Annotated in this window: 16 protein-coding genes and 1 pseudogene; 13 read left to right on the top strand and 4 right to left on the bottom strand. The window is 65.9% G+C overall.

What is annotated here, in order from left to right; all coding sequences use genetic code 11:
* Positions 1–3: 3 nt before the first annotated feature.
* Genes G6N24_RS19820 through G6N24_RS19775 form a run of 10 tightly spaced genes read left to right on the top strand, consistent with a single transcriptional unit; the run spans position 4 to position 11,244 of the window.
* The gene (locus G6N24_RS19820; RefSeq protein WP_085162779.1) at positions 4–1,344 is read left to right on the top strand and encodes an MCE family protein; all 1,341 of its coding nucleotides are present in this window, start codon (positions 4–6) and stop codon (positions 1,342–1,344) included.
* A complete protein-coding gene (locus G6N24_RS19815; protein WP_085162778.1) occupies positions 1,341–2,381 on the top strand; it encodes a virulence factor Mce family protein in 1,041 nt (346 codons plus the stop codon). Before G6N24_RS19820 ends, G6N24_RS19815 begins: the two co-directional genes overlap by 4 nt.
* On the top strand, positions 2,378–3,940 hold the full coding sequence (locus G6N24_RS19810) for a virulence factor Mce family protein (RefSeq protein WP_085162777.1): 1,563 nt from the start codon (positions 2,378–2,380) through the stop codon (positions 3,938–3,940). The genes G6N24_RS19815 and G6N24_RS19810 overlap by 4 nt, the downstream gene beginning before the upstream one ends.
* Positions 3,937–5,577 carry a virulence factor Mce family protein gene (locus G6N24_RS19805; RefSeq protein WP_085162776.1) on the top strand — a complete coding sequence of 547 codons (1,641 nt, stop codon included), beginning with the start codon at positions 3,937–3,939 and terminating at the stop codon, positions 5,575–5,577. The genes G6N24_RS19810 and G6N24_RS19805 overlap by 4 nt, the downstream gene beginning before the upstream one ends.
* Positions 5,578–5,621: 44 nt before the next feature.
* The gene (locus G6N24_RS19800; protein ID WP_085162775.1) at positions 5,622–6,776 is read left to right on the top strand and encodes a virulence factor Mce family protein; all 1,155 of its coding nucleotides are present in this window, start codon (positions 5,622–5,624) and stop codon (positions 6,774–6,776) included.
* A complete protein-coding gene (locus tag G6N24_RS19795) occupies positions 6,770–8,320 on the top strand; it encodes a virulence factor Mce family protein (RefSeq protein ID WP_085162774.1) in 1,551 nt (516 codons plus the stop codon). Before G6N24_RS19800 ends, G6N24_RS19795 begins: the two co-directional genes overlap by 7 nt.
* Positions 8,290–9,051: an Mce protein gene (locus tag G6N24_RS19790; RefSeq protein WP_085162773.1), complete on the top strand. Its 762-nt coding sequence runs from the start codon at positions 8,290–8,292 to the stop codon at positions 9,049–9,051. The genes G6N24_RS19795 and G6N24_RS19790 overlap by 31 nt, the downstream gene beginning before the upstream one ends.
* Positions 9,048–10,022 (top strand): RDD family protein, encoded by a 975-nt coding sequence (locus G6N24_RS19785; protein ID WP_085162772.1) that lies wholly within the window; start codon positions 9,048–9,050, stop codon positions 10,020–10,022. Before G6N24_RS19790 ends, G6N24_RS19785 begins: the two co-directional genes overlap by 4 nt.
* Positions 10,019–10,573 carry a mammalian cell entry protein gene (locus G6N24_RS19780; RefSeq protein ID WP_085162771.1) on the top strand — a complete coding sequence of 185 codons (555 nt, stop codon included), beginning with the start codon at positions 10,019–10,021 and terminating at the stop codon, positions 10,571–10,573. The genes G6N24_RS19785 and G6N24_RS19780 overlap by 4 nt, the downstream gene beginning before the upstream one ends.
* Entirely contained in the window at positions 10,540–11,244 is a 705-nt protein-coding gene (locus tag G6N24_RS19775) for a mammalian cell entry protein (protein ID WP_085162770.1), read from the top strand. The genes G6N24_RS19780 and G6N24_RS19775 overlap by 34 nt, the downstream gene beginning before the upstream one ends.
* A gap of 4 nt (positions 11,245–11,248) precedes the next feature.
* Here G6N24_RS19775 and G6N24_RS19770 read toward each other — a convergent pair whose 3' ends face one another.
* The 4 genes and pseudogenes from G6N24_RS19770 to G6N24_RS19755 all read right to left on the bottom strand — a co-directional run bounded on the left by G6N24_RS19770 (position 11,249) and on the right by G6N24_RS19755 (position 15,939).
* Entirely contained in the window at positions 11,249–12,370 is a 1,122-nt protein-coding gene (locus tag G6N24_RS19770; RefSeq protein WP_139822616.1) for a phosphodiester glycosidase family protein, read from the bottom strand.
* A 79-nt stretch (positions 12,371–12,449) separates the two neighbouring features.
* Positions 12,450–13,820 (bottom strand): YhgE/Pip domain-containing protein, encoded by a 1,371-nt coding sequence (locus G6N24_RS19765; protein WP_085162768.1) that lies wholly within the window; start codon positions 13,818–13,820, stop codon positions 12,450–12,452.
* Between the two features lie 36 nt (positions 13,821–13,856).
* Positions 13,857–14,582 (bottom strand): pirin family protein, encoded by a 726-nt coding sequence (locus tag G6N24_RS19760; RefSeq protein WP_085162823.1) that lies wholly within the window; start codon positions 14,580–14,582, stop codon positions 13,857–13,859.
* A 254-nt stretch (positions 14,583–14,836) separates the two neighbouring features.
* A pseudogene (locus tag G6N24_RS19755) lies at positions 14,837–15,939 on the bottom strand (sigma-70 family RNA polymerase sigma factor).
* Here G6N24_RS19755 and G6N24_RS19750 point away from each other — a divergent pair.
* Genes G6N24_RS19750 through G6N24_RS19740 form a run of 3 tightly spaced genes read left to right on the top strand, consistent with a single transcriptional unit; the run spans position 15,887 to position 18,047 of the window.
* Positions 15,887–16,726, top strand: coding sequence for an alpha/beta hydrolase (locus tag G6N24_RS19750; RefSeq protein ID WP_085162766.1), 840 nt, complete (start codon positions 15,887–15,889; stop codon positions 16,724–16,726). The pseudogene G6N24_RS19755 and the gene G6N24_RS19750 sit on opposite strands and share 53 nt — an antisense overlap.
* 44 nt (positions 16,727–16,770) lie before the next feature.
* Positions 16,771–17,520: a DUF2786 domain-containing protein gene (locus G6N24_RS19745; protein WP_085162765.1), complete on the top strand. Its 750-nt coding sequence runs from the start codon at positions 16,771–16,773 to the stop codon at positions 17,518–17,520.
* Positions 17,517–18,047, top strand: a complete 531-nt coding sequence (locus G6N24_RS19740) for a TIGR04338 family metallohydrolase (protein WP_085162764.1) — start codon at positions 17,517–17,519, stop codon at positions 18,045–18,047. The genes G6N24_RS19745 and G6N24_RS19740 overlap by 4 nt, the downstream gene beginning before the upstream one ends.
* The last annotated feature ends 35 nt before the right edge of the window (positions 18,048–18,082 follow it).

The following is an 18,082-nucleotide window of genomic DNA, read 5'->3' as shown; positions in this document are numbered from 1 at the left end:
GCCATGACGACACCGGCAAAGATCAACGCGCCACGGAACCCGCCGTACAAGCTGGCCGGCGTCGGATTGTTGGTCGTCGCCGTGGTGATTTTCGCCCTGGTGTACGGGCAGTTCCGGGGAGACTTCACGCCCAAGACGAAGTTGACGATGGTGGCCAGTCGGGCCGGGTTGGTCATGGACCCGGGCTCGAAGGTCACCTACAACGGGGTCCAAATCGGCCGGGTCGCCGCCATCTCGGAGATCACTCGCGACGGCAAGCCGGCCGCCAAATTCACCTTGGATGTGTATCCGAAATACCTCAAGCTGATTCCGGAGAATGTGAACGCCGACATCAAGGCGACGACGGTGTTCGGCGGCAAATACGTGTCCTTGACGACGCCGAAAGACGCTGCGGGGAACGTCATCGCCAAGGGGCACCTCACGCCGCAGACCGTGATTGACGCCACGTCGGTGACGACCGAAATCAACACGTTGTTCCAGACCCTCACCTCGATCTCCGAGAAGGTGGACCCGGTCAAGCTGAACCTGACGCTGAGCGCGGCCGCACAATCGTTGGCTGGGCTGGGCGAGCGGTTCGGGCAGTCGATCGTCAACGGCAACGCGATCCTCGACGACATCAACCCGCAGATGCCGCAGGCCCGTCGCGACATCCAGCAGCTGGCGGCCCTGGGCGACACCTACGCGAACGCCGCGCCGGATCTGTTCGACTTCCTTAACAGCTCTGTGATCACGTCGCGCACGATCAACCAGCAGCAAAAGGACTTGGACCAAGCCTTGCTGTCCGCGGCGGGGTTCGGCAACACCGGCGCGGACATCTTCGCGCGCGGCGGGCCGTACCTGGCGCGTGGCGCCGCCGACCTGGTGCCAAGCGCCGAGCTGCTCGACACCTACAGCCCGGAGCTGTACTGCACCCTCCGCAACTTTCACGACGTCGAACCCAAGGCCGCTACGTTCCTCGGCGGTAACGGCTACTCGCTGAATGACCACGCCGAGCTGCTGTCCGGGCTGGCACTCATGCTGAACCCCGTGTCGGCGGTATCCATCCTTGGGTCCGGACTTCTCACCCAGGGACTCTTGGCGCCACTCGGGCTGGTTGGAGTGGTGGGCGGGGCGCCGAACCCCTATATGTATCCGGAAAACCTGCCGCGGGTGAACGCTCACGGAGGACCGGGGGGTGCGCCGGGTTGCTGGCAGCACATCACCCACGATTTCTGGCCCGCGCCGAATTTGGTGATGGACACCGGCAACAGCCTTGCGCCGTACAACCACCTAGACACCGGTTCGCCCTACGCGATCGAGTATGTGTGGGGCCGTCAGGTAGGGGATAACACGATCAACCCATGAAAATCACCGGTACCGTCGTCCGACTCGGCATCTTCTCGTTGGTGCTGCTGCTGTTCACTGTGATGATCATCGTGGTGTTCGGCCAGATGCGCTTCGACCGTACAACCGGCTACACCGCTGAGTTCAGCAATGTCAGCGGGCTGCGGGCGGGCCAATTCGTCCGCGCCTCGGGGGTGGAGATCGGCAAGGTCGACTCCGTTGCGCTGGTCGACGGCGGCAAGAGGGTGCGCGTGAAATTCAACGTCGACCGCTCGGTGCCGCTGTATCAGTCGACGACCGCGCAGATTCGCTACCTCGACCTGATCGGTAACCGTTACCTGGAGCTCAAACGCGGCGAGGGCGAAGGCGCCGACCGGGTCCTGCCGCCGGGCGGATTCATCCCGTTGTCGCGGACGTCGCCGGCGCTGGATCTCGACGCGCTGATTGGTGGTTTCAAGCCGGTGTTTCGGGCCCTGGACCCGGACAAGGTCAACACCATCGCGTCGGCGCTCATCACCGTGTTCCAGGGGCAGGGCGGCACCATCAACGACATTCTCGACAACACCGCCCAGCTGACCGCCCAGCTCGCCGAGCGTGACCAGGCGATTGGCGAAGTGGTCAAGAACCTGAACACCGTCCTGGACACGACGGTTCGGCATCGCAAGGAGTTCGACCAGACGGTCAACAACCTCGAGGTGCTGATCACCGGCTTGAAGGACCGCGCCGACCCACTGGCCGCCGGAACCGCGCACATCAGCAATGCAGCGGGAACGGTGGCCGATCTGCTGGGCGAGGACCGCGCGCTGCTGCACAAGGCCGTCAACTACCTGGACGCGATTCAGCAACCGCTCATCGATCAGCGTCAGCAGCTCAGCGACTACCTCCACAAGTTGCCGACCGCGTTGAACCAGATCGGGCGCACCATCGGCTCCTATGGCGACTTCGTGAACTTCTATGCCTGTGACATCTCGCTGAAGATCAATGGGCTGCAGCCCGGTGGCCCCGTCCGCACGGTCCGGCTGTTCAACCAGCCATCGGGTAGGTGCACGCCGCAATGAGAACGCTGGAACCTCCCAACCGACTGCGCATCGGACTCATGGGCATCCTGGTGACGCTGCTGGTCATCGGCGTGGGCCAAAGCTTCACCAGTGTCCCGGTATTGATGGCCAGGCCCAGCTACTACGGCCAGTTCAGCGACGCCGGCGGCCTCAACAAGGGCGACAAGGTGCGCATCGCCGGCATGGACGTCGGCAAGGTCGAGGGCCTGTCGATCGACGGTGACCACATTTTGATCAAGTTCGCGATCGGCACCAACACGATCGGCACCGAAAGTCGGCTGGCGGTTCGCACCGACACTATCCTCGGCAAGAAGGTCCTCGAGATCGAGGCGCGCGGCAATCAGCCACTGCGTCCGGGGGCCACCTTGCCGCTGGGTCAAAGCACCACTCCCTACCAGATCTACGACGCATTCTTCGACGTCACCAAGGCCGCCACCGGCTGGGACATCGACACTGTCAAACGGTCACTGCACGTGTTGTCGCAGACGATCGATCAGACCTACCCGCACCTGAGCGCCGCCCTGGACGGGGTGGCCCGGTTCTCCGACACGATCGGCAAGCGGGACGAGGAGATCAAGCATTTGCTTGCCCAAGCCAACCAGGTGGCCAGCGTCCTCGGTGACCGCAGCGAACAGGTCGACAGGCTGCTGGTCAACGCGAAGACGCTGCTGGCCGCCTTCGAGGAACGCGGACGCGCGATCGACGCGTTGTTGGGCAACATCTCCGCGTTCTCGGCGCAGGTGGCGGGGCTGATCAACGACAACCCGAACCTCAACCACGTGCTGGAACAGTTGCGAACCGTCAGCGACATCCTGGTCGAGCGCAAGGAGGACCTGGCCAACGGGCTCGTCGAGGTTGGAGCGTTCCTTCCGTCGCTGAACGAGGCCATCGGGTCCGGACCATTCTTCAAGGTGGTGATTCACAACCTGGTCCCGGGTCAGATTCTGCAGCCGTTCATCGACGCGGCGTTCAAGAAGCGTGGCCTCGACCCCGAAGACTTTTGGCGCAGCGCCGGGCTGCCGGAATACCGGTTCCCCGACCCGAATGGCACCCGGTTCCCCAACGGCGCGCCGCCGCCGGCGCCGCCGGTGCTGGAAGGTACCCCCGAGCATCCGGGACCGGCGGTTCCGCCCGGATCGCCGTGCTCCTATACGCCGGCGGCGGGCGCGCTGCCCCGCCCGGACAACCCGTTGCCGTGCGCCGGCGCGACCATCGGCCCGTTCGGTGGGCCGGCCTTCCCGGCGCCGATCGATGTCGCGACGTCGCCGCCGAACCCCAATGGGCTGCCGCCAACGCCGGGCATCCCGATCGCCGGGCGCCCGGGCGAGCCAGCCCCGGACGTCCCAGGCACGCCGGTGCCGTTGCCGCCGAGCGCACCCCCGGGTGCCCGCACGGAGCCGTTGGGACCGGCCGGTCCGGCGCCACCACCCTCGACATTCGCGCCGGGGTTGCCGCCGGGGCCACCAGCGCCGCCCGGGCCTGGGGAGCAGCTGCCCGCCCCGTTCATCAACCCAGGGGGAACGGGAGGTAGCGGCATCACGGGAGGTAGCCAGAATTGAGCACCATCTTTGATATCCGCAACCTGAAGTTGCCGAAGCTGTCCCGGGCGTCGGTGATCATCGGGTCGCTGGTGGTGGTGTTGGCGCTCGTCGCCGGGTTCGTCGGCTGGCGGCTGTACCAGAAGCTGACGAACAACACCGTGGTCGCCTACTTCCCCGCGGCCAACGCACTCTATAAGGGGGACAAGGTCCAGATCATGGGCTTGCGGGTGGGCGCGATCGACTCGATCGTGCCGGTCGGCGACAAGATGAAGGTGACCTTTCACTACCAGAACAAATACAAGGTGCCGGCCAACGCCTCCGCGGTGATCCTCAACCCCACCTTGGTGGCGTCGCGCTCCATCCAGTTGGAGCCGCCCTACAAAGGCGGCCCGGTGTTGGCCGACAATGCTGTGATCCCGATCGAGCGCACCCAGGTGCCGGTGGAGTGGGACGAGCTGCGCAACAGCGTCACCAACATCATCTCCAAACTCGGCCCGACATGCCCGCAAGAATCCGGGGCGGGCTGCACGGTAGCGGAGCGCGAGGGCCCATTCGGTGAAGTCATCGAATCGTTCGCCTACGGACTGGAAGGCAAGAGCAAGCAGATCAACACGACCCTGGACAGCCTCTCGCGGGCGTTGACCGCGCTGAACGAGGGTCGTGGCGATTTCTTTGCTGTGGTGCGCAGCCTGGCACTTTTCGTCAACGCGCTGTACCAGGACGACAAGCAGTTTGTCGCGCTCAACCAGAACCTGGCGGACTTCACCACCAGGTTGGCTCACACCGACACCGATCTCGCCAATGCGGTACAGCAGTTCGACAGCCTGCTTTCGGTTGCGCGCCCGTTCTTCGCCAAGAACCGCGAGGTGCTCGCCCACGACGTCAACAACCTGGCGGACGTGACGACGAGGCTGTTACAACCCGAGACTCTCAACGGGCTGGAGACCGCCCTGCACGTCCTTCCGACGGCCGCGGCCAATGTCAACCAGATCTACCACCCGACGCACGGTTCCGTTGTCGCCGTTCCGGCGATCACCTTCGCCAACCCGATGCAACTCATCTGCAGCTCGATTCAGGCCGGCAGTCGGCTCGGGTATCAAGAGTCCGCCGAACTTTGTGCGCAGTATCTGGCGCCGGTGCTGGATGCGATCAAGTTCAACTACTTCCCGTTCGGTCTGAACCTGTTCAGCACCGCCGAGGTGCTGCCCAAACACCTCTCCTACTCCGAGCCGCGGCTGCAGCCGCCGAATGGGTACAAGGACACCACCGTCCCGGGGATCTGGGTGCCGGATACGCCGTTGTCGCACCGCAACACCCAGCCGGGCTGGGTCGTCGCCCCGGGGATGCAAGGGGTACAGGTAGGGCCGGTCACGGCAGGCCTGATGACGCCGGAATCGCTGGCTGAGCTCATGGGTGGACCCAACATTGAGCCCGTTCAATCCAACCTGCAGACTCCACCGGGACCGCCCAACGCGTACGACGAGTATCCGGTGCTGCCACCCATCGGCTTGCAGGCGCCGGTGCCGATTCAGCCGCCGCCGCCCGGCCCCGGGGTGGTCCCCGGTCCCGTCGCTCCGACGCCGCCACCGGTGTCCGCGCCGGCACCCGGTGCCGGTGGCCCACCGCTGCCTGCCGAGTTAGGAGCGGGCCAATGAGGCGCGCGATGAGCAAACCGAGCCAGTGGGCACCGAGGCGCGCGATGGGCGTGAATATCCGGCGCCGCACCTGGCAGGGGCTGGTGCTATTGGTGGTCGCACTGGTGGCTAGCTCGTGCGGGTGGCGTGGGATTTCCAACGTCGCGATACCGGGCGGTCCCGGCAGCGGAGAGGGTGCATACACGATCTATGTGCAGGTGCCCGACACCCTGGCGATCAACGGCAACAGCAAGGTGATGGTCGCCGACGTCGCCGTCGGCTCCATACGCGCCATCAACCTGAAGAACTGGGTGGCCACCCTGACGCTGGGCTTGCAGAAGGGCGTCAAGCTACCGAAGAACACGCTCGCCAAGATCGGCCAGACGAGTCTGTTGGGTTCTCAGCACGTGGAGCTGCTCGCACCGCCGAACCCGTCGCCGGAACTGCTCAAGAACGGCGACACCATCCCGCTGAAGAATTCGTCCGCGTACCCCACTACCGAGCAGACGCTGGCCAGCATTTCGCTGATCTTGCGTGATGGCGGCATTCCAAACCTGGAAGCGCTCACGAATGAGTTTTACAACATCTTCCACGGGCGAGCCGACCAGATCCGGGCCTTCCTCGGCAAGCTCGATACCTTCGTCGACCAGCTCAACCAGCAACGCGATGACATCACTCACGCGATCGACTCCACCAACCGGCTCTTGGTGTATGTAGGTGGCCGATCGGATGTGCTGGACCGAGTGCTGACCGACATCCCGCCCGTGATCAAACATTTCGCCGACACCAAGAACCTGCTGATCAACGCCGTCGACGCGGTGGGACGGCTCAGCCAGGTCACCGCCCAGTATCTGGGTGAAGCGCAGAGCAGCCTCTACACCGACCTCAAAGCGCTGCAATGCCCGTTGCGGGAACTCGGTCGTGCTTCGCCCTATCTGATCGGCGCGCTGAAGTTGATCCTCACCCAGCCGTATGACATAGACACGGTCCCGAAGCTCATGCGCGGTGACTACCAAAACGTTTCGGCGACGATCGACGTGACCTACAGTTCCGTCGACAATGCGATCTTCACCGGTACGGGACTTTCCGGGGCTCTGCGGGCGCTCGAGCAGTCGTTCGGGCGCGATCCCGAAACGATGATCCCGGACGTGCGGTACACGCCCAACCCGAATGATGCGCCCGGCGGTCCACTGGTCGAAAGGGCGGACAGGCAGTGCTGACTCCCTTCATCAAACGCCAGCTGATCCTCTTCGGCATCCTGACAGTGGTCTCGCTGAGTGTGCTGGGCGTGTACTACCTGCAGATTCCGAGCTTGGTGGGCGTCGGCCGCTACGAGCTCAAGGCCGACTTGCCCGCATCGGGTGGCCTGTATCCAACGGCCAACGTGACCTATCGCGGCATCACCATCGGGAAGGTCACCGACGTCGAGCCGACCGAACAGGGCGCCCGAGCGATCATGAGCATCGACAGCCGCTACAAGATCCCGATCGATGCGTCGGCGAACGTGCACTCGGTGTCGGCGGTCGGTGAGCAGTACCTGGACCTGGTGTCGACCGGGAACCCGGGCAAGTTCTTCTCACCCGGGCAAACCATCACCAAGGGCACGGTTCCCAGTGAGATCGGGCCGGCCCTGGACACCGCCAACCGGGGGCTTGCCGCGTTGCCGAAGGACAAGATCAGCAAGCTGCTCGACGAGACGGCGGAATCCGTCGGCGGGTTGGGTCCGGCGCTGCAGCGTCTGGTCGACTCTACCCAGGCGATCGTCGGTGATTTCCACACCCAGATCGCCGACATCAACGACATCATCCAGCACTCCGGGCCGATCCTGGAAAGCCAGGTCAATTCGAGCAGTGCAATCGAGCGCTGGGCGCGCAATCTGAACCGCTTGGCCGCGCAGACCGCGGCAAACGACCAGCACGTGAAGAGCATCCTGTCCCAGGCTGCGCCGACGGCCGACCAGGTCAACGAGGTGTTCACCGACGTGCGAGATTCGCTGCCGCAGACGCTGGCGAACCTCGAGGTCGTGATCGACCTGCTCAAGCGTTACCACAACGGTGTGGAGCAAGTGCTCGTGTTCCTGCCACAGGGCGCGTCGATCGCTGAGACGGTGTCCGCGCCGTTCCCGAATCAGGCCGCACTCGACCTTGCGCTGTCGATTAACCAGCCGCCGCCGTGTCTGACCGGGTTCATCCCCGCATCGGAATGGCGGTCCCCGTCGGACACCAGCCTGCAGCCGTTGCCGACGGGCACGTACTGCAAGATTCCTCAGGACACGCCCGCCAACAGCGTGCGCGGATCGCGCAATATCCCCTGTGTCGATGTCCCCGGCAAGCGGGCGGCCACGCCACGGGAGTGCCGCGACCCCAAACCGTACGTTCCGCTGGGGACCAATCCCTGGTTCGGCGACTCGAACCAGCTGCTGACCTGCCCGGCACCCGCGGCGCGCTGCGATCAGTCGGTGAGGCCGGGCATGGTGATCCCGGCGCCGTCGGTGAACAACGGCCTGAACCCGGCGCCCGCCGATCGGGTGGCTGGGACGCCGCCGCCGGTCAGCGATCCCTTGTCGCGGCCGGGATCGGGTACCGTGCAGTGCAATGGCCAGCAGCCCAACCCGTGTGTCTACACTCCGAGCGGGCCTCCCTCCGCGGTATACAGTCCGCAGAGCGGCGAACTGGTAGGGCCCGACGGTGTCAAATACTCCGTCGAAAACTCGACTAAAACAGGAGACGACGGATGGAAGGAGATGCTGGCGCCAGCCGGCTGAACCCCCCACCGATGCCGCGGCTGCGTCGTCTGCGCAGGCTTGCCCAGAAATCAAGCCCGAAGATTGCTCAGGAATCGGAGGGCGCGGCTGACCCGACCAGCACCGAGGCGACGGCCGAGGAGTCGGCAGAACCCCAGGGCGGGGACGATTCGACCAGCACCGGCGCCACGGCCGACGAGTCGGGAGAATCAGCGGCCACAGCCGATGCTGTGGAGACGGGCGTCGAGCGCGGCCCGTCGCGTCTGGGTCGAGGGTGGCTGGTCGGTATCGCCGCGGTGCTCGTCGTGCTTGCGGGCGGCATCGGGGCCGGCGGCTACCTTGCGCTGCGCTACCACCAGGAAGGCCAAGCAACTGCGCGCAACGACGCCGCGGCGCTCAAGGCGGCGATGGATTGCGTGGCGGCAACGCAAGCGCCGGACACCAACGCGATGGCCGCCAGTGAACGGAAGATCATCGACTGCGGCACCGACACCTACCGCAGCCAAGCGCTGCTGTACACCAGCATGCTCGTTCAGGCTTATCAGGCCGCCAACGTTCACGTTCAGGTGTCCGACATGCGGGCAGCGGTCGAGCGAAGCAACGACGACGGTTCGGTCGACGTGCTCGTCGCACTCCGCGTCAAGGTGGCCAATGATCAGTCCCAGAACGAAACCGGCTACCGCCTGCGGGTGAAAATGGCGCTCGCAGAAGGCGAGTACAAGATTGCCAAACTCGACCAGGTGACGAAGTGACGGTGGTGGTCGACACTCAGACCACCAAGGCCGTCCAGAAGTCATCGGCGATCAGCTTGGCGCCGTGGCACGTTCGTGCCTGCGCGTTCGCCGTTGACGTACTGCCGGCCATGGCCGTGGTGACGACGACGGTGTTGGTCTGGCTTACCGTGCCGCCGCGCAGCGCGTGGTCGTGGTTGTGCATCTCGGTCGCCGGCGTCGCGATCCTGCTGATGTTGGCCAACCGACTGCTGTTGCCGACCGTCGTCGGATGGAGCCTGGGACGTGGCCTCTGCGGCATCGCGGTGGTCCACCGCGACGGCACGGCCGCCGGTCCCTGGGGCCTGCTCCTTCGGGACCTGGCCCACCTGCTCGACACTGCATCGCTGTTGGTGGGATGGCTGTGGCCGCTGTGGGATTCGCGCAACCGCACTTTCGCCGACATGCTGCTGCGCACGGAGGTGCGTCGCGTCGAACCGGACGAGCGGCCGCGCAACATCCGGCGGTGGACCGCGGCGGCCGTGCTGACGGCGGCGGGGGTGTGCCTGGCGGGCGCCGCCGTGAGCTACGTGGTGGTGTACTCCCGGGATCGGGCGATCGACCGGACCCGCGCGCAAATTGCGACGCAGGGGCCGAAGATCGTCGCCCAGATGCTGACGTACGACCCGAATTCGTTGCGCGACGATTTCGCGCGCGCCCGGTCGCTGGCCACCGACAGATACCGGGACCAGTTGGCCGCTCAACAGGAGGCGGTGCAGAAGGGGCACCCGGTCATCAACGAGTACTGGGTGATCGACAGCTCGATCCAATCGGCGATGCCCGATCGCGCGACGATGCTGGTGTTCATGCAGGGGAGGCGGGGCGCCGCGCCGGGCGAACGATACATCAGCGCGACCGTTCGGGTGAATTTCGCCAAAGGCGGCGACAACCATTGGCGCGTCGACGATCTCACCGTTCTGACCAAACCGAAACCGCCCGGGGACGGAAAATGAGCCCCCGTCGCAAGTTTCAGCCCGGCGAGGGACGACTGCTCGTCGCGCACCCAGTGGAGCCCCGGCGACCCTGGGGGTTACCGCTCGCCGGCGCCGTCGCCGCGTTCCTGATGGTGGCGGCGATCACGGTATCCACCCTGATGCTCGTCTCCCATGAGTCCCGCACGCGCGCCGCCTCGAGGGATCGCGAGGTGGTCAGCTACGTGAAATGGTTCATGACACAGTTCACGTCCGTTGACCCGTACCACGCCAACGACTATGTGGAACGGGTATTGGCGCAAGCGACCGGTGAGTTCGCCAAGCAGTACCACGACAAGGTGAACGAGATCCTCCTCCAGGTCGCCCAGGCCGAACCCGCCACCGGGGCCGTCCTCGATGCCGGCGTGGAGCGGTGGAACGACGACGGCAGCGCCATCGTCCTGGTGGCCACCGAAGTGACCTCGAAGTCGCCGGATGAAAAACAGGTATTCCAGAACACGAATCGTTGGACGGCAACCGCGACGCAGGAAGGGAAGCAGTGGAAGATCAGCAGCTTGCTGCAGGTGATCTGACGGACAAGACCGGCGACGATGGACCCGAGGTCGACACTGAGCTGACAGCTCAAGCCGCGGAGACGGCTGATGAGCAGGAAGACGGCGAAGCCGAGGCCGATTTCGACGCGGCCGCGGCCGCGGACGGTCCCGACGGCAGCGCTCCCGCCAGAAAGCCGATCGGCAGGGCGCTGGCCGTGGTGGCCGCGGTCGCGGCCGTATTGTTTGTCGGCTCAGCGGCTTTCGCGGGCGCAACCGTGCAGCCCTACCTAAACGATCGCGCCACCACGGCAACCAAGCTGAGAATCGCGCGGACCGCGGCCGGGGCGATCACCACGCTGTGGACCTATACGCCGGAGAACATGGACACCCTTGCCGATCGCGCGGCCAACTACCTCAGCGGCGATTTCGCCGCCCAGTACCGCAGGTTCGTCGACGCCATAGTGGCGCCCAACAAACAGGCCAAGATCACCAACAGCACCGAAGTCACGGGCGTGGCGATCGAATCGCTGGACGATTCGAACGCCGTTGCCATTGTGTACACCAACACCACGTCCACCAGCCCGCTGACCAAGAACATCCCGTCGCTGAAATACCTGTCCTACCGGCTGTTCATGAAGCGCAGCAACGGACGCTGGATGGTGACCAGGATGACGACGATCACCTCGCTGGACTTGACGCCCCGCGTGTAGCCGGCTAGTTGAATGCCAGCCAGCTGGGCAGTGCGCGCTCGTGCGAGTCGCACAGAACCTGTCGGGTGTCGCACGATCCCTTCGGCGACCCGGCCCCGGCCCACATGCCCCCGGTTTCGCGGCGTAGCACGATCGCCGACGACCCACCGCCGTCGAGCAGGATCGCCGTATCGCTGCCCAGGCCGCGGAACAGGTCCTGAATGTTGTCCGGCGTGTAGTTGCCACCCTCGAAGATGTACATCTCGTCCTTCTGCTTGGCGTAGGCGAGGGCCGTCCGCGCCGCGCTGGGACCGCCGTCGTGGAGCTGTCCGGTGTTGCCGGGGGACAACAGCCCGATGCCGGCCACCGCCACGAACTTCGCATTCTTGTTGAGCAAGTCCTGGATCACCGGAGTGGCGGCGTCGTAATCCTCGCTGCCCTTGGGTCGCAGCACATATGGGGCGCCACCCGAAGGAAGGATCATCGTCGTCAGCGAGGTCCAGCTCTCACCCCCGCCGGAAAGACCCTGCTTACCGGGGTAGGCGACGGTGCCGGTGACCGCCTGGTTGGCGTGGCCCTGGCCGCGGGTGTTGTCCACGAAGGCGCCCAGCGGTGAACTGCAGCCGGTCGTCCGCCACGAGCCACCCTTCTGCGGGCGCACGTCGAAGAAGTTGGCGTTGATTGCGATCGTCGGTTGCCCCATCCGCTGCCATGCCTGCAGCGGCGGGTAGATTTCCGACGCCTGCCACAGCCCCTCGCTGGTGCGGGCCCCCGGGTTGTTCTCGCAGCGCGCTTGGTCTCCGCGGTGGGTGTCCACCAGCAAGTGCGGTTGCAGGCGTTGCGACGCATTCTTGATGATCATCAGATGGCCGCCGTTGTTCATCTCATACCAGCTACCGCCGCCGTTGAGCAGCGGTGTGGGATGCCCGGGCCCGAAGTTGTAGACGAGGTAGGAGCCCTTGGTGGTCGCGATGGCGCTCGCGAGCATTTCGCGGCCGTCGGCGGCGCGCGCCACGGGCTGTCCCGTGGTGGTCGCGAGCGTGGCGCACAGAGCCACGGCGGCGCAGCAAGCCGTCAGTCGACCCGCCGATTTGAGCAGGCTGGCAGATGGCGTGAGCACGGTTGCCCTTTCGGCCCGAATCCGGATGCAACCATTTCAGCATTAGTCACACCAGTACCACTGTCAACTTTAGTAACAGCTGCGTGACGGTTAGGCCGCGCGGGAATTACGTTTCGTCGCTTGAGTTTTCGGATTCGGATTGACGCGCGCTCACACGCGCTTGGTGCTGCGCTTGGTGTGCCTCGGCGATCGCCATTTCGATTGCCCCGGGAATCCGGTGGAAGCCCTGGCGGTCGTACAGCTTGGTGACGAGGCCTCCCAGCAGCACACCGATGATCAGGCCGATCGACGTCATGAGCAACGCCTGCGAAAGACCCGCGTCGGCCTGACCGTCGAGGTACAGCAGCGACCGCACGCCGAGGAACACCTGGTGCATCGGCTCGAACTCGGCCAACCAGCGGAAGAACGGCGGCACCGCCTCCAGCGGCACCGTGGCGCCCGCCGACGGCAGCCCGAGGATCACGAAGATCAGCATGCTGAACAGCAGGCCCATCGAGCCCAGCACCGCGATCAGCGAGCTGGAGGTGATGCCCACCGCGCTGATCGCGAACACCCCATAGAGCCACAATTCCCAGCCGAGCGGGATGGGCATACCCAGCCCGTGGGCTATCGACATGTAGACCGCCGACGTGAGCAGGGCCAGGATCACCATCACGCCCCACTTGACCAACAGGGTGCGGAATCGAGAGATGTTGACCTGTTCGGCGAACCGGTACACCGGCCCGAACTCGGCGGGCACGTAGCCGAGCATGGAGTCCACCAGCGTGCTGACCACGATGCTGCCGGTAAAGCCCGCCAGCAGCAGCAAGAGCGCGTAGTAGAACGCCGACAACCCGTTGCCGGTGCCGTTCGGCAACGGGTTGTATACCGAGGACTTAACGTCGATGGGGTTGGTCAGACCTAACGCCGCGGCCCCGGTCAGCGGCGCCCCACCCGTCTGCGCGGCGACATCCGCCGTGAGTCGTTCGCCGACTTTGCCATTCACCACGGCCATCGCCTGGGTCAGGGTCTGGCTCGCGATACTGGAACCGAGGGTGCCCGCTCGCGGGTTTGTGGAGATCGTGATCAGCGGCCGGTTCGCGCGGGTGGGTTCAACCGAACTGGCCGCGTACTCCCGCAGGCTCGATGAGAAGGTCGGCGGTATCACCGCCTCGCCGTACACCTGGGCCCTGTCCAGCAGCCGCTTGGCCTCGTCCCGGGAAACTACGCGGATGTCGAACTTGTTCTTGTCCAGGCCGGCAACCAGACCATCGACGATCTGCTTCCCCGCGGGCCCGGCGTCCTGGTTCACCACGGCAATAGGGAAATGCCGCAGGTTGGTCGTCGGGTTCAGGATTCCGCCGAGGTAGAGTGCCGCAAGCGCCGACATGAGGGCCAACGTGATGACGATCGGCGCCGCCCAGAACCGCACTGTCCGAACGGCTTTGATGTTCCGGTTAGGTTTGGGTGCTGCGTACCGCGGCTGCGATTGAGGCATGCGGGCTCCTGTCTGTCGAGCACACTCTAGGTGGTGCTAGCCGCCCAGCTTTGCATGCATCTCCCAGAGCAGCACCTCCGACGGCTCGCTGGCGGTCACCCGCTGGCCGTCGGACGCGGTGAACCGGATCGCGTCACCCTCGGCCAGATCGCCGATCCCCTCGACGTTGAGCCGGCCGCGCGCGACGAACAGATGCAGGTAGGGCGCCGCGGGCAGGCCGATCGCAGCGCCCGGCTCTAGCCGTGCGCCGTGCAGCGCGGCATCGCGATTGTGCAGGGTGATGGCCGCGTCGTGACCGGGCATGCCCGAGGCGATGGTCACCAGGCCGCTGGTCAACAACTCCTCATTGATCTCGTGCTGTTGGTAGCTCGGGGAGAGGGCGGCCTCGTCGGGGATCACCCACATCTGCACGAAATGCACCGGTTCCGTTGGGGAATCGTTCTTCTCCGAATGCAGGATTCCGCTGCCCGCCGACATGCGTTGGGCCAGGCCAGGGTGGATCACCCCACTGTTGCCGGTGGAATCCTGGTGTGTCAGTGCCCCACTGAGCACCCAGGTCACGATCTCCATGTCGCGATGTGGATGGGTATCGAAACCGGCGGCCGGCGCCACGACGTCGTCGTTGTTCACCAACAGGATCCCGTGGTGGGTGTTATCCGGATCGTAGTGGTCGCCAAACGAGAACGAGTGCCGGGATTTCAGCCAGGATGTCGCGGTGACGGCCCGGTCGGCCGCACGCCTGATCTCCACGGTGGCACGCACCATTCCACGGTAGTCGCCGCCCGGGCGGGTCACGCCTCTCGGGCCGACGCTGGTGTCCGAGTATGGATATCTCGCGTGCGCCGCCAACCTCGTCGGACAGTCCGATGCACGTGGAATTGCCTGAAAGGCTTGGCTATACGCGCGTGGCTGTACGACTAGCCCGCCTCATGGCGCGGGGACGGTACTCATGTGGTCATGACCGCATACGCCGAGCTGAAGATTGGGGATCGCCCGACCTGCCCCACGTTCGCCCGTCAGAGGCGTTCGGGCAGTCCGAATTTCGCAAACAACGTGTGATCGAGGAACGCCACCACGTGCGACACCCGCTCGGTGCTCATGTCCAGCACGTGCAGCTGGAAGGGCAGATGCGCCTCACCGGCACGCATGTACATCGCCGCGGCAGGTTGGCCGTTGGCGACCAACGGCAGCAGGCGCATATCGCCGGGGGATTCGGCGGGGCACTGCTGGTGAATGAGCGTGATGATCGCCCGCGGTCCCTGGTACCAACCGGTGTACGGCGGCATTTCCCAGACCGCCTCGGCGGTGAACAGCTCCACCAGCCGGTCGATGTCATAGGTCTCGAACGCCGCGATGTAGCGGGCCAGCAGATCCTGGGCCTCGGGCGACTCCGGCGCCGCCAGCGCGTCGTCGGCACTGGGCCCGACCGCATCCAGCTGGGACCGGGCTCGCTGCAGCAGGCTGTTGACGGCCACCGTGGTGGTGCCGATCGCCTCGGCCACCTCGCTAGCCCGCCACTGCAGGACGTCGCGTAGCAACAGCACCGCTCGCTGCCGGGGTGAAAGATGCTGCAGCGCGGCGACGAACGCCAACCGCACCGATTCACGCGACCCGACGATGACTGATGGGTCGGTAGGGTCTGCCGTGAGGTCGGGCAGCGGCTCCAGCCAGGGGACCTCGCGGCGCTCCACCAGTTCGGCGGTTGGATCCGAACTGGGTGTCCCCAGCCCGGCGGGCAGCGGCCGGCGCTGCCGGCCCTCCAAGGCCGTCAGGCAGGTGTTGGTGGCGATGCGATGCAGCCACGTCCGCATCGACGACTTGCCCTCGAAGCGTTCGTAGGATTTCCAGGCGCGCAGAAATGTCTCCTGCACCAGGTCCTCCGCGTCGTGCAGCGACCCGGTCATCCGGTAGCAGTGTGCGAGCAGTTCACGTCGATACGGCTCAGCCTGCGCCGAGAACTCCCGGTCAGAGTGTTCTGCGAGCACGCTCACCCGAACGAGCCTACGCAGAGGCTGTGACAGCTTCGTGTGCGGCGGCCACTGAGGGGTGTGCGTAAGCTGCCCGTAATGAGCACGACCCGTACTGAACGAAACTTCGAAGGCCTCGGCGGCGCGCGCATTGTCTACGATGTCTGGACACCAGACGCCCCGGCGCGTGCCGTGGTCGTACTCGCCCACGGTCTCGGCGAGCACGCCCGCCGCTACGACCACGTCGCGCGGCGATTCGGCGAGGCGGGCCTGGTCACCTACGCGCTGGACCACCGTGGGCACGGCCGCTCCGACGGCAAGCGGCTGCTGGTGCGGGATATCGCGGAGTTCACCACCGACTTCGACACCCTGGTCGCCATCGCCACCCGCGAACACCCCGGCCTCAAGTGCGTCCTGCTGGGGCACAGCATGGGTGGGGCGATCGTCTTCGCCTACGGCGTTGAACGCCCCGACAACTACGACCTGATGGTGCTGTCGGGACCGGCAGTGGCGGCCCAAGACCTGGTGCACCCGCTGGTGGCGCTCGCCGCCAAGGGGCTGGGCGTGGTCATCCCCGGTCTGCCGGTGCAGGACATCGACGTCAACGCCATATCCCGTGACCCCGCGGTGGTGGCGGCCTACAACGACGACCCGCTGGTGTACCACGGGAAGGTGCCCGCCGGCCTCGGACGCGCGCTGCTGCAGGTGGGCGAGACCATGCCCCAGCGGGCGGCGGCGTTGACCGCGCCGCTGCTGGTGGTGCACGGTTCCGACGATCGGCTGATCCCCGTCGACGGCAGCCGTCGGCTGGTCGAGTGTGTGGGATCTAGCGACGTCGAGTTGAAGGTCTATCCCGGGCTGTACCACGAGGTCTTCAACGAGCCCGAACGCGACCAGGTGCTCGACGACGTGGTCTCGTGGATTTTGCAACGCCTCTGACCGGCTGCGGCGGAAATGTCGTACCGCTTGAGTAGTTTGACGCTATGACCGACGACAAGATGCTGGCCCGCATCGGCGCACTGCTGCGCCAGGCCGAAGGCACCGATAACCCCCACGAGGCCGACGCGTTCATGGCCGCCGCGCAACGGTTGGCGACGGCAGCGTCCATCGACTTGGCGGTGGCCCGGTCGCATTCGGCGAACCGCTCGGCCGCCCAGACCCCAACCCAACGCACCATCACCATCGGGACGGCGGGCACCCGGGGACTGCGGACCTATGTGCAGCTCTTTGTGCTGATCGCCGCGGCAAACGATGTGCGCTGTGACATCGCATCGAACTCGACGTTCCTCCACGCCTACGGGTTCAGCGAAGACATCGACGCAACTCACGCCCTGTACGCCAGCCTGGTCGTCCAGATGGTCCGGGCGTCGGACGCGTACCTCGCCTCGGGTGCACACCGGCCCACGCCGACCATTACCGCCAGGCTTAACTTCCAGTTGGCCTTCGGGGCCCGCGTCGGCCAGCGTCTGGCCGAGGCCCGCGAGCAGGCCCGCAACGACGCCACCGAGGACTGTGGTCGGGCGCCCGGCACCGCTATTGCGCTGCGCGACAAGGAGATCGAACTCCGTGACTATTACCGCAGCACGTCGCAGGCACGCGGTACCTGGCGGGCCAACCGGGCCTCGGCGGGGTATTCGTCGGCGGCGCGGCGGGCGGGGGACCGGGCCGGTCGGCACGCGCGGCTCGGGACCAGCCCCGAGTTGCCCGGGACGCGGACCGCGCTGGGCCGGTGACGGAGGCGGATTCGCGGAATCGGTCTGGGAGGGATTCCCAGCGCGCCAGGGTCTACGCGGCCGAGCAATTCGTGCGGACCTTGTTCGACCGCGCTGCCGAACACGGCTCGCCCAGTGTCGAATTCTTCGGCACGCAGTTGACGCTGCCGCCGGAAGGGCGGTTCGCGTCGGTGGCGTCGGTGCAGCGTTATGTGGACGACGTGCTCGCGTTACCGGCGGTGCGGCAGCATTGGCCGGCGGTGCCGCCGCTGCGGGTACGGGCGCGACGGGCGGCCACCGCAGCGCATTACGAAAACCGGGACGGCGCGGGGACAATCGCGGTTCCGGACCGGGATGCGGCCGACTGGGCGATGCGGGAGCTGGTGGTGCTACATGAAGTGGCCCATCACTTGTGCCAGGTGCCGCCGCCGCACGGTCCGCGATTCGTGGCGACGAATTGCACGCTGACCGAGTTGGTGATGGGTCCCGAGCTCGGGCACGTGTTGCGCGTCGTGTACGCGAAAGAGGGTGTGCGGTGGGCGAGCTAGCGGACCCTGACGTCCGGGCCCGCGAGATCGAGTCA

Source organism: Mycobacterium lacus, assembly GCF_010731535.1.
GTDB classification, from domain to species: Bacteria; Actinomycetota; Actinomycetes; order Mycobacteriales; family Mycobacteriaceae; genus Mycobacterium; species Mycobacterium lacus.
The sequence above is the reverse complement of the archived record's forward strand: the minus strand, read 5'-3'. Positions and strand labels throughout refer to the sequence as shown.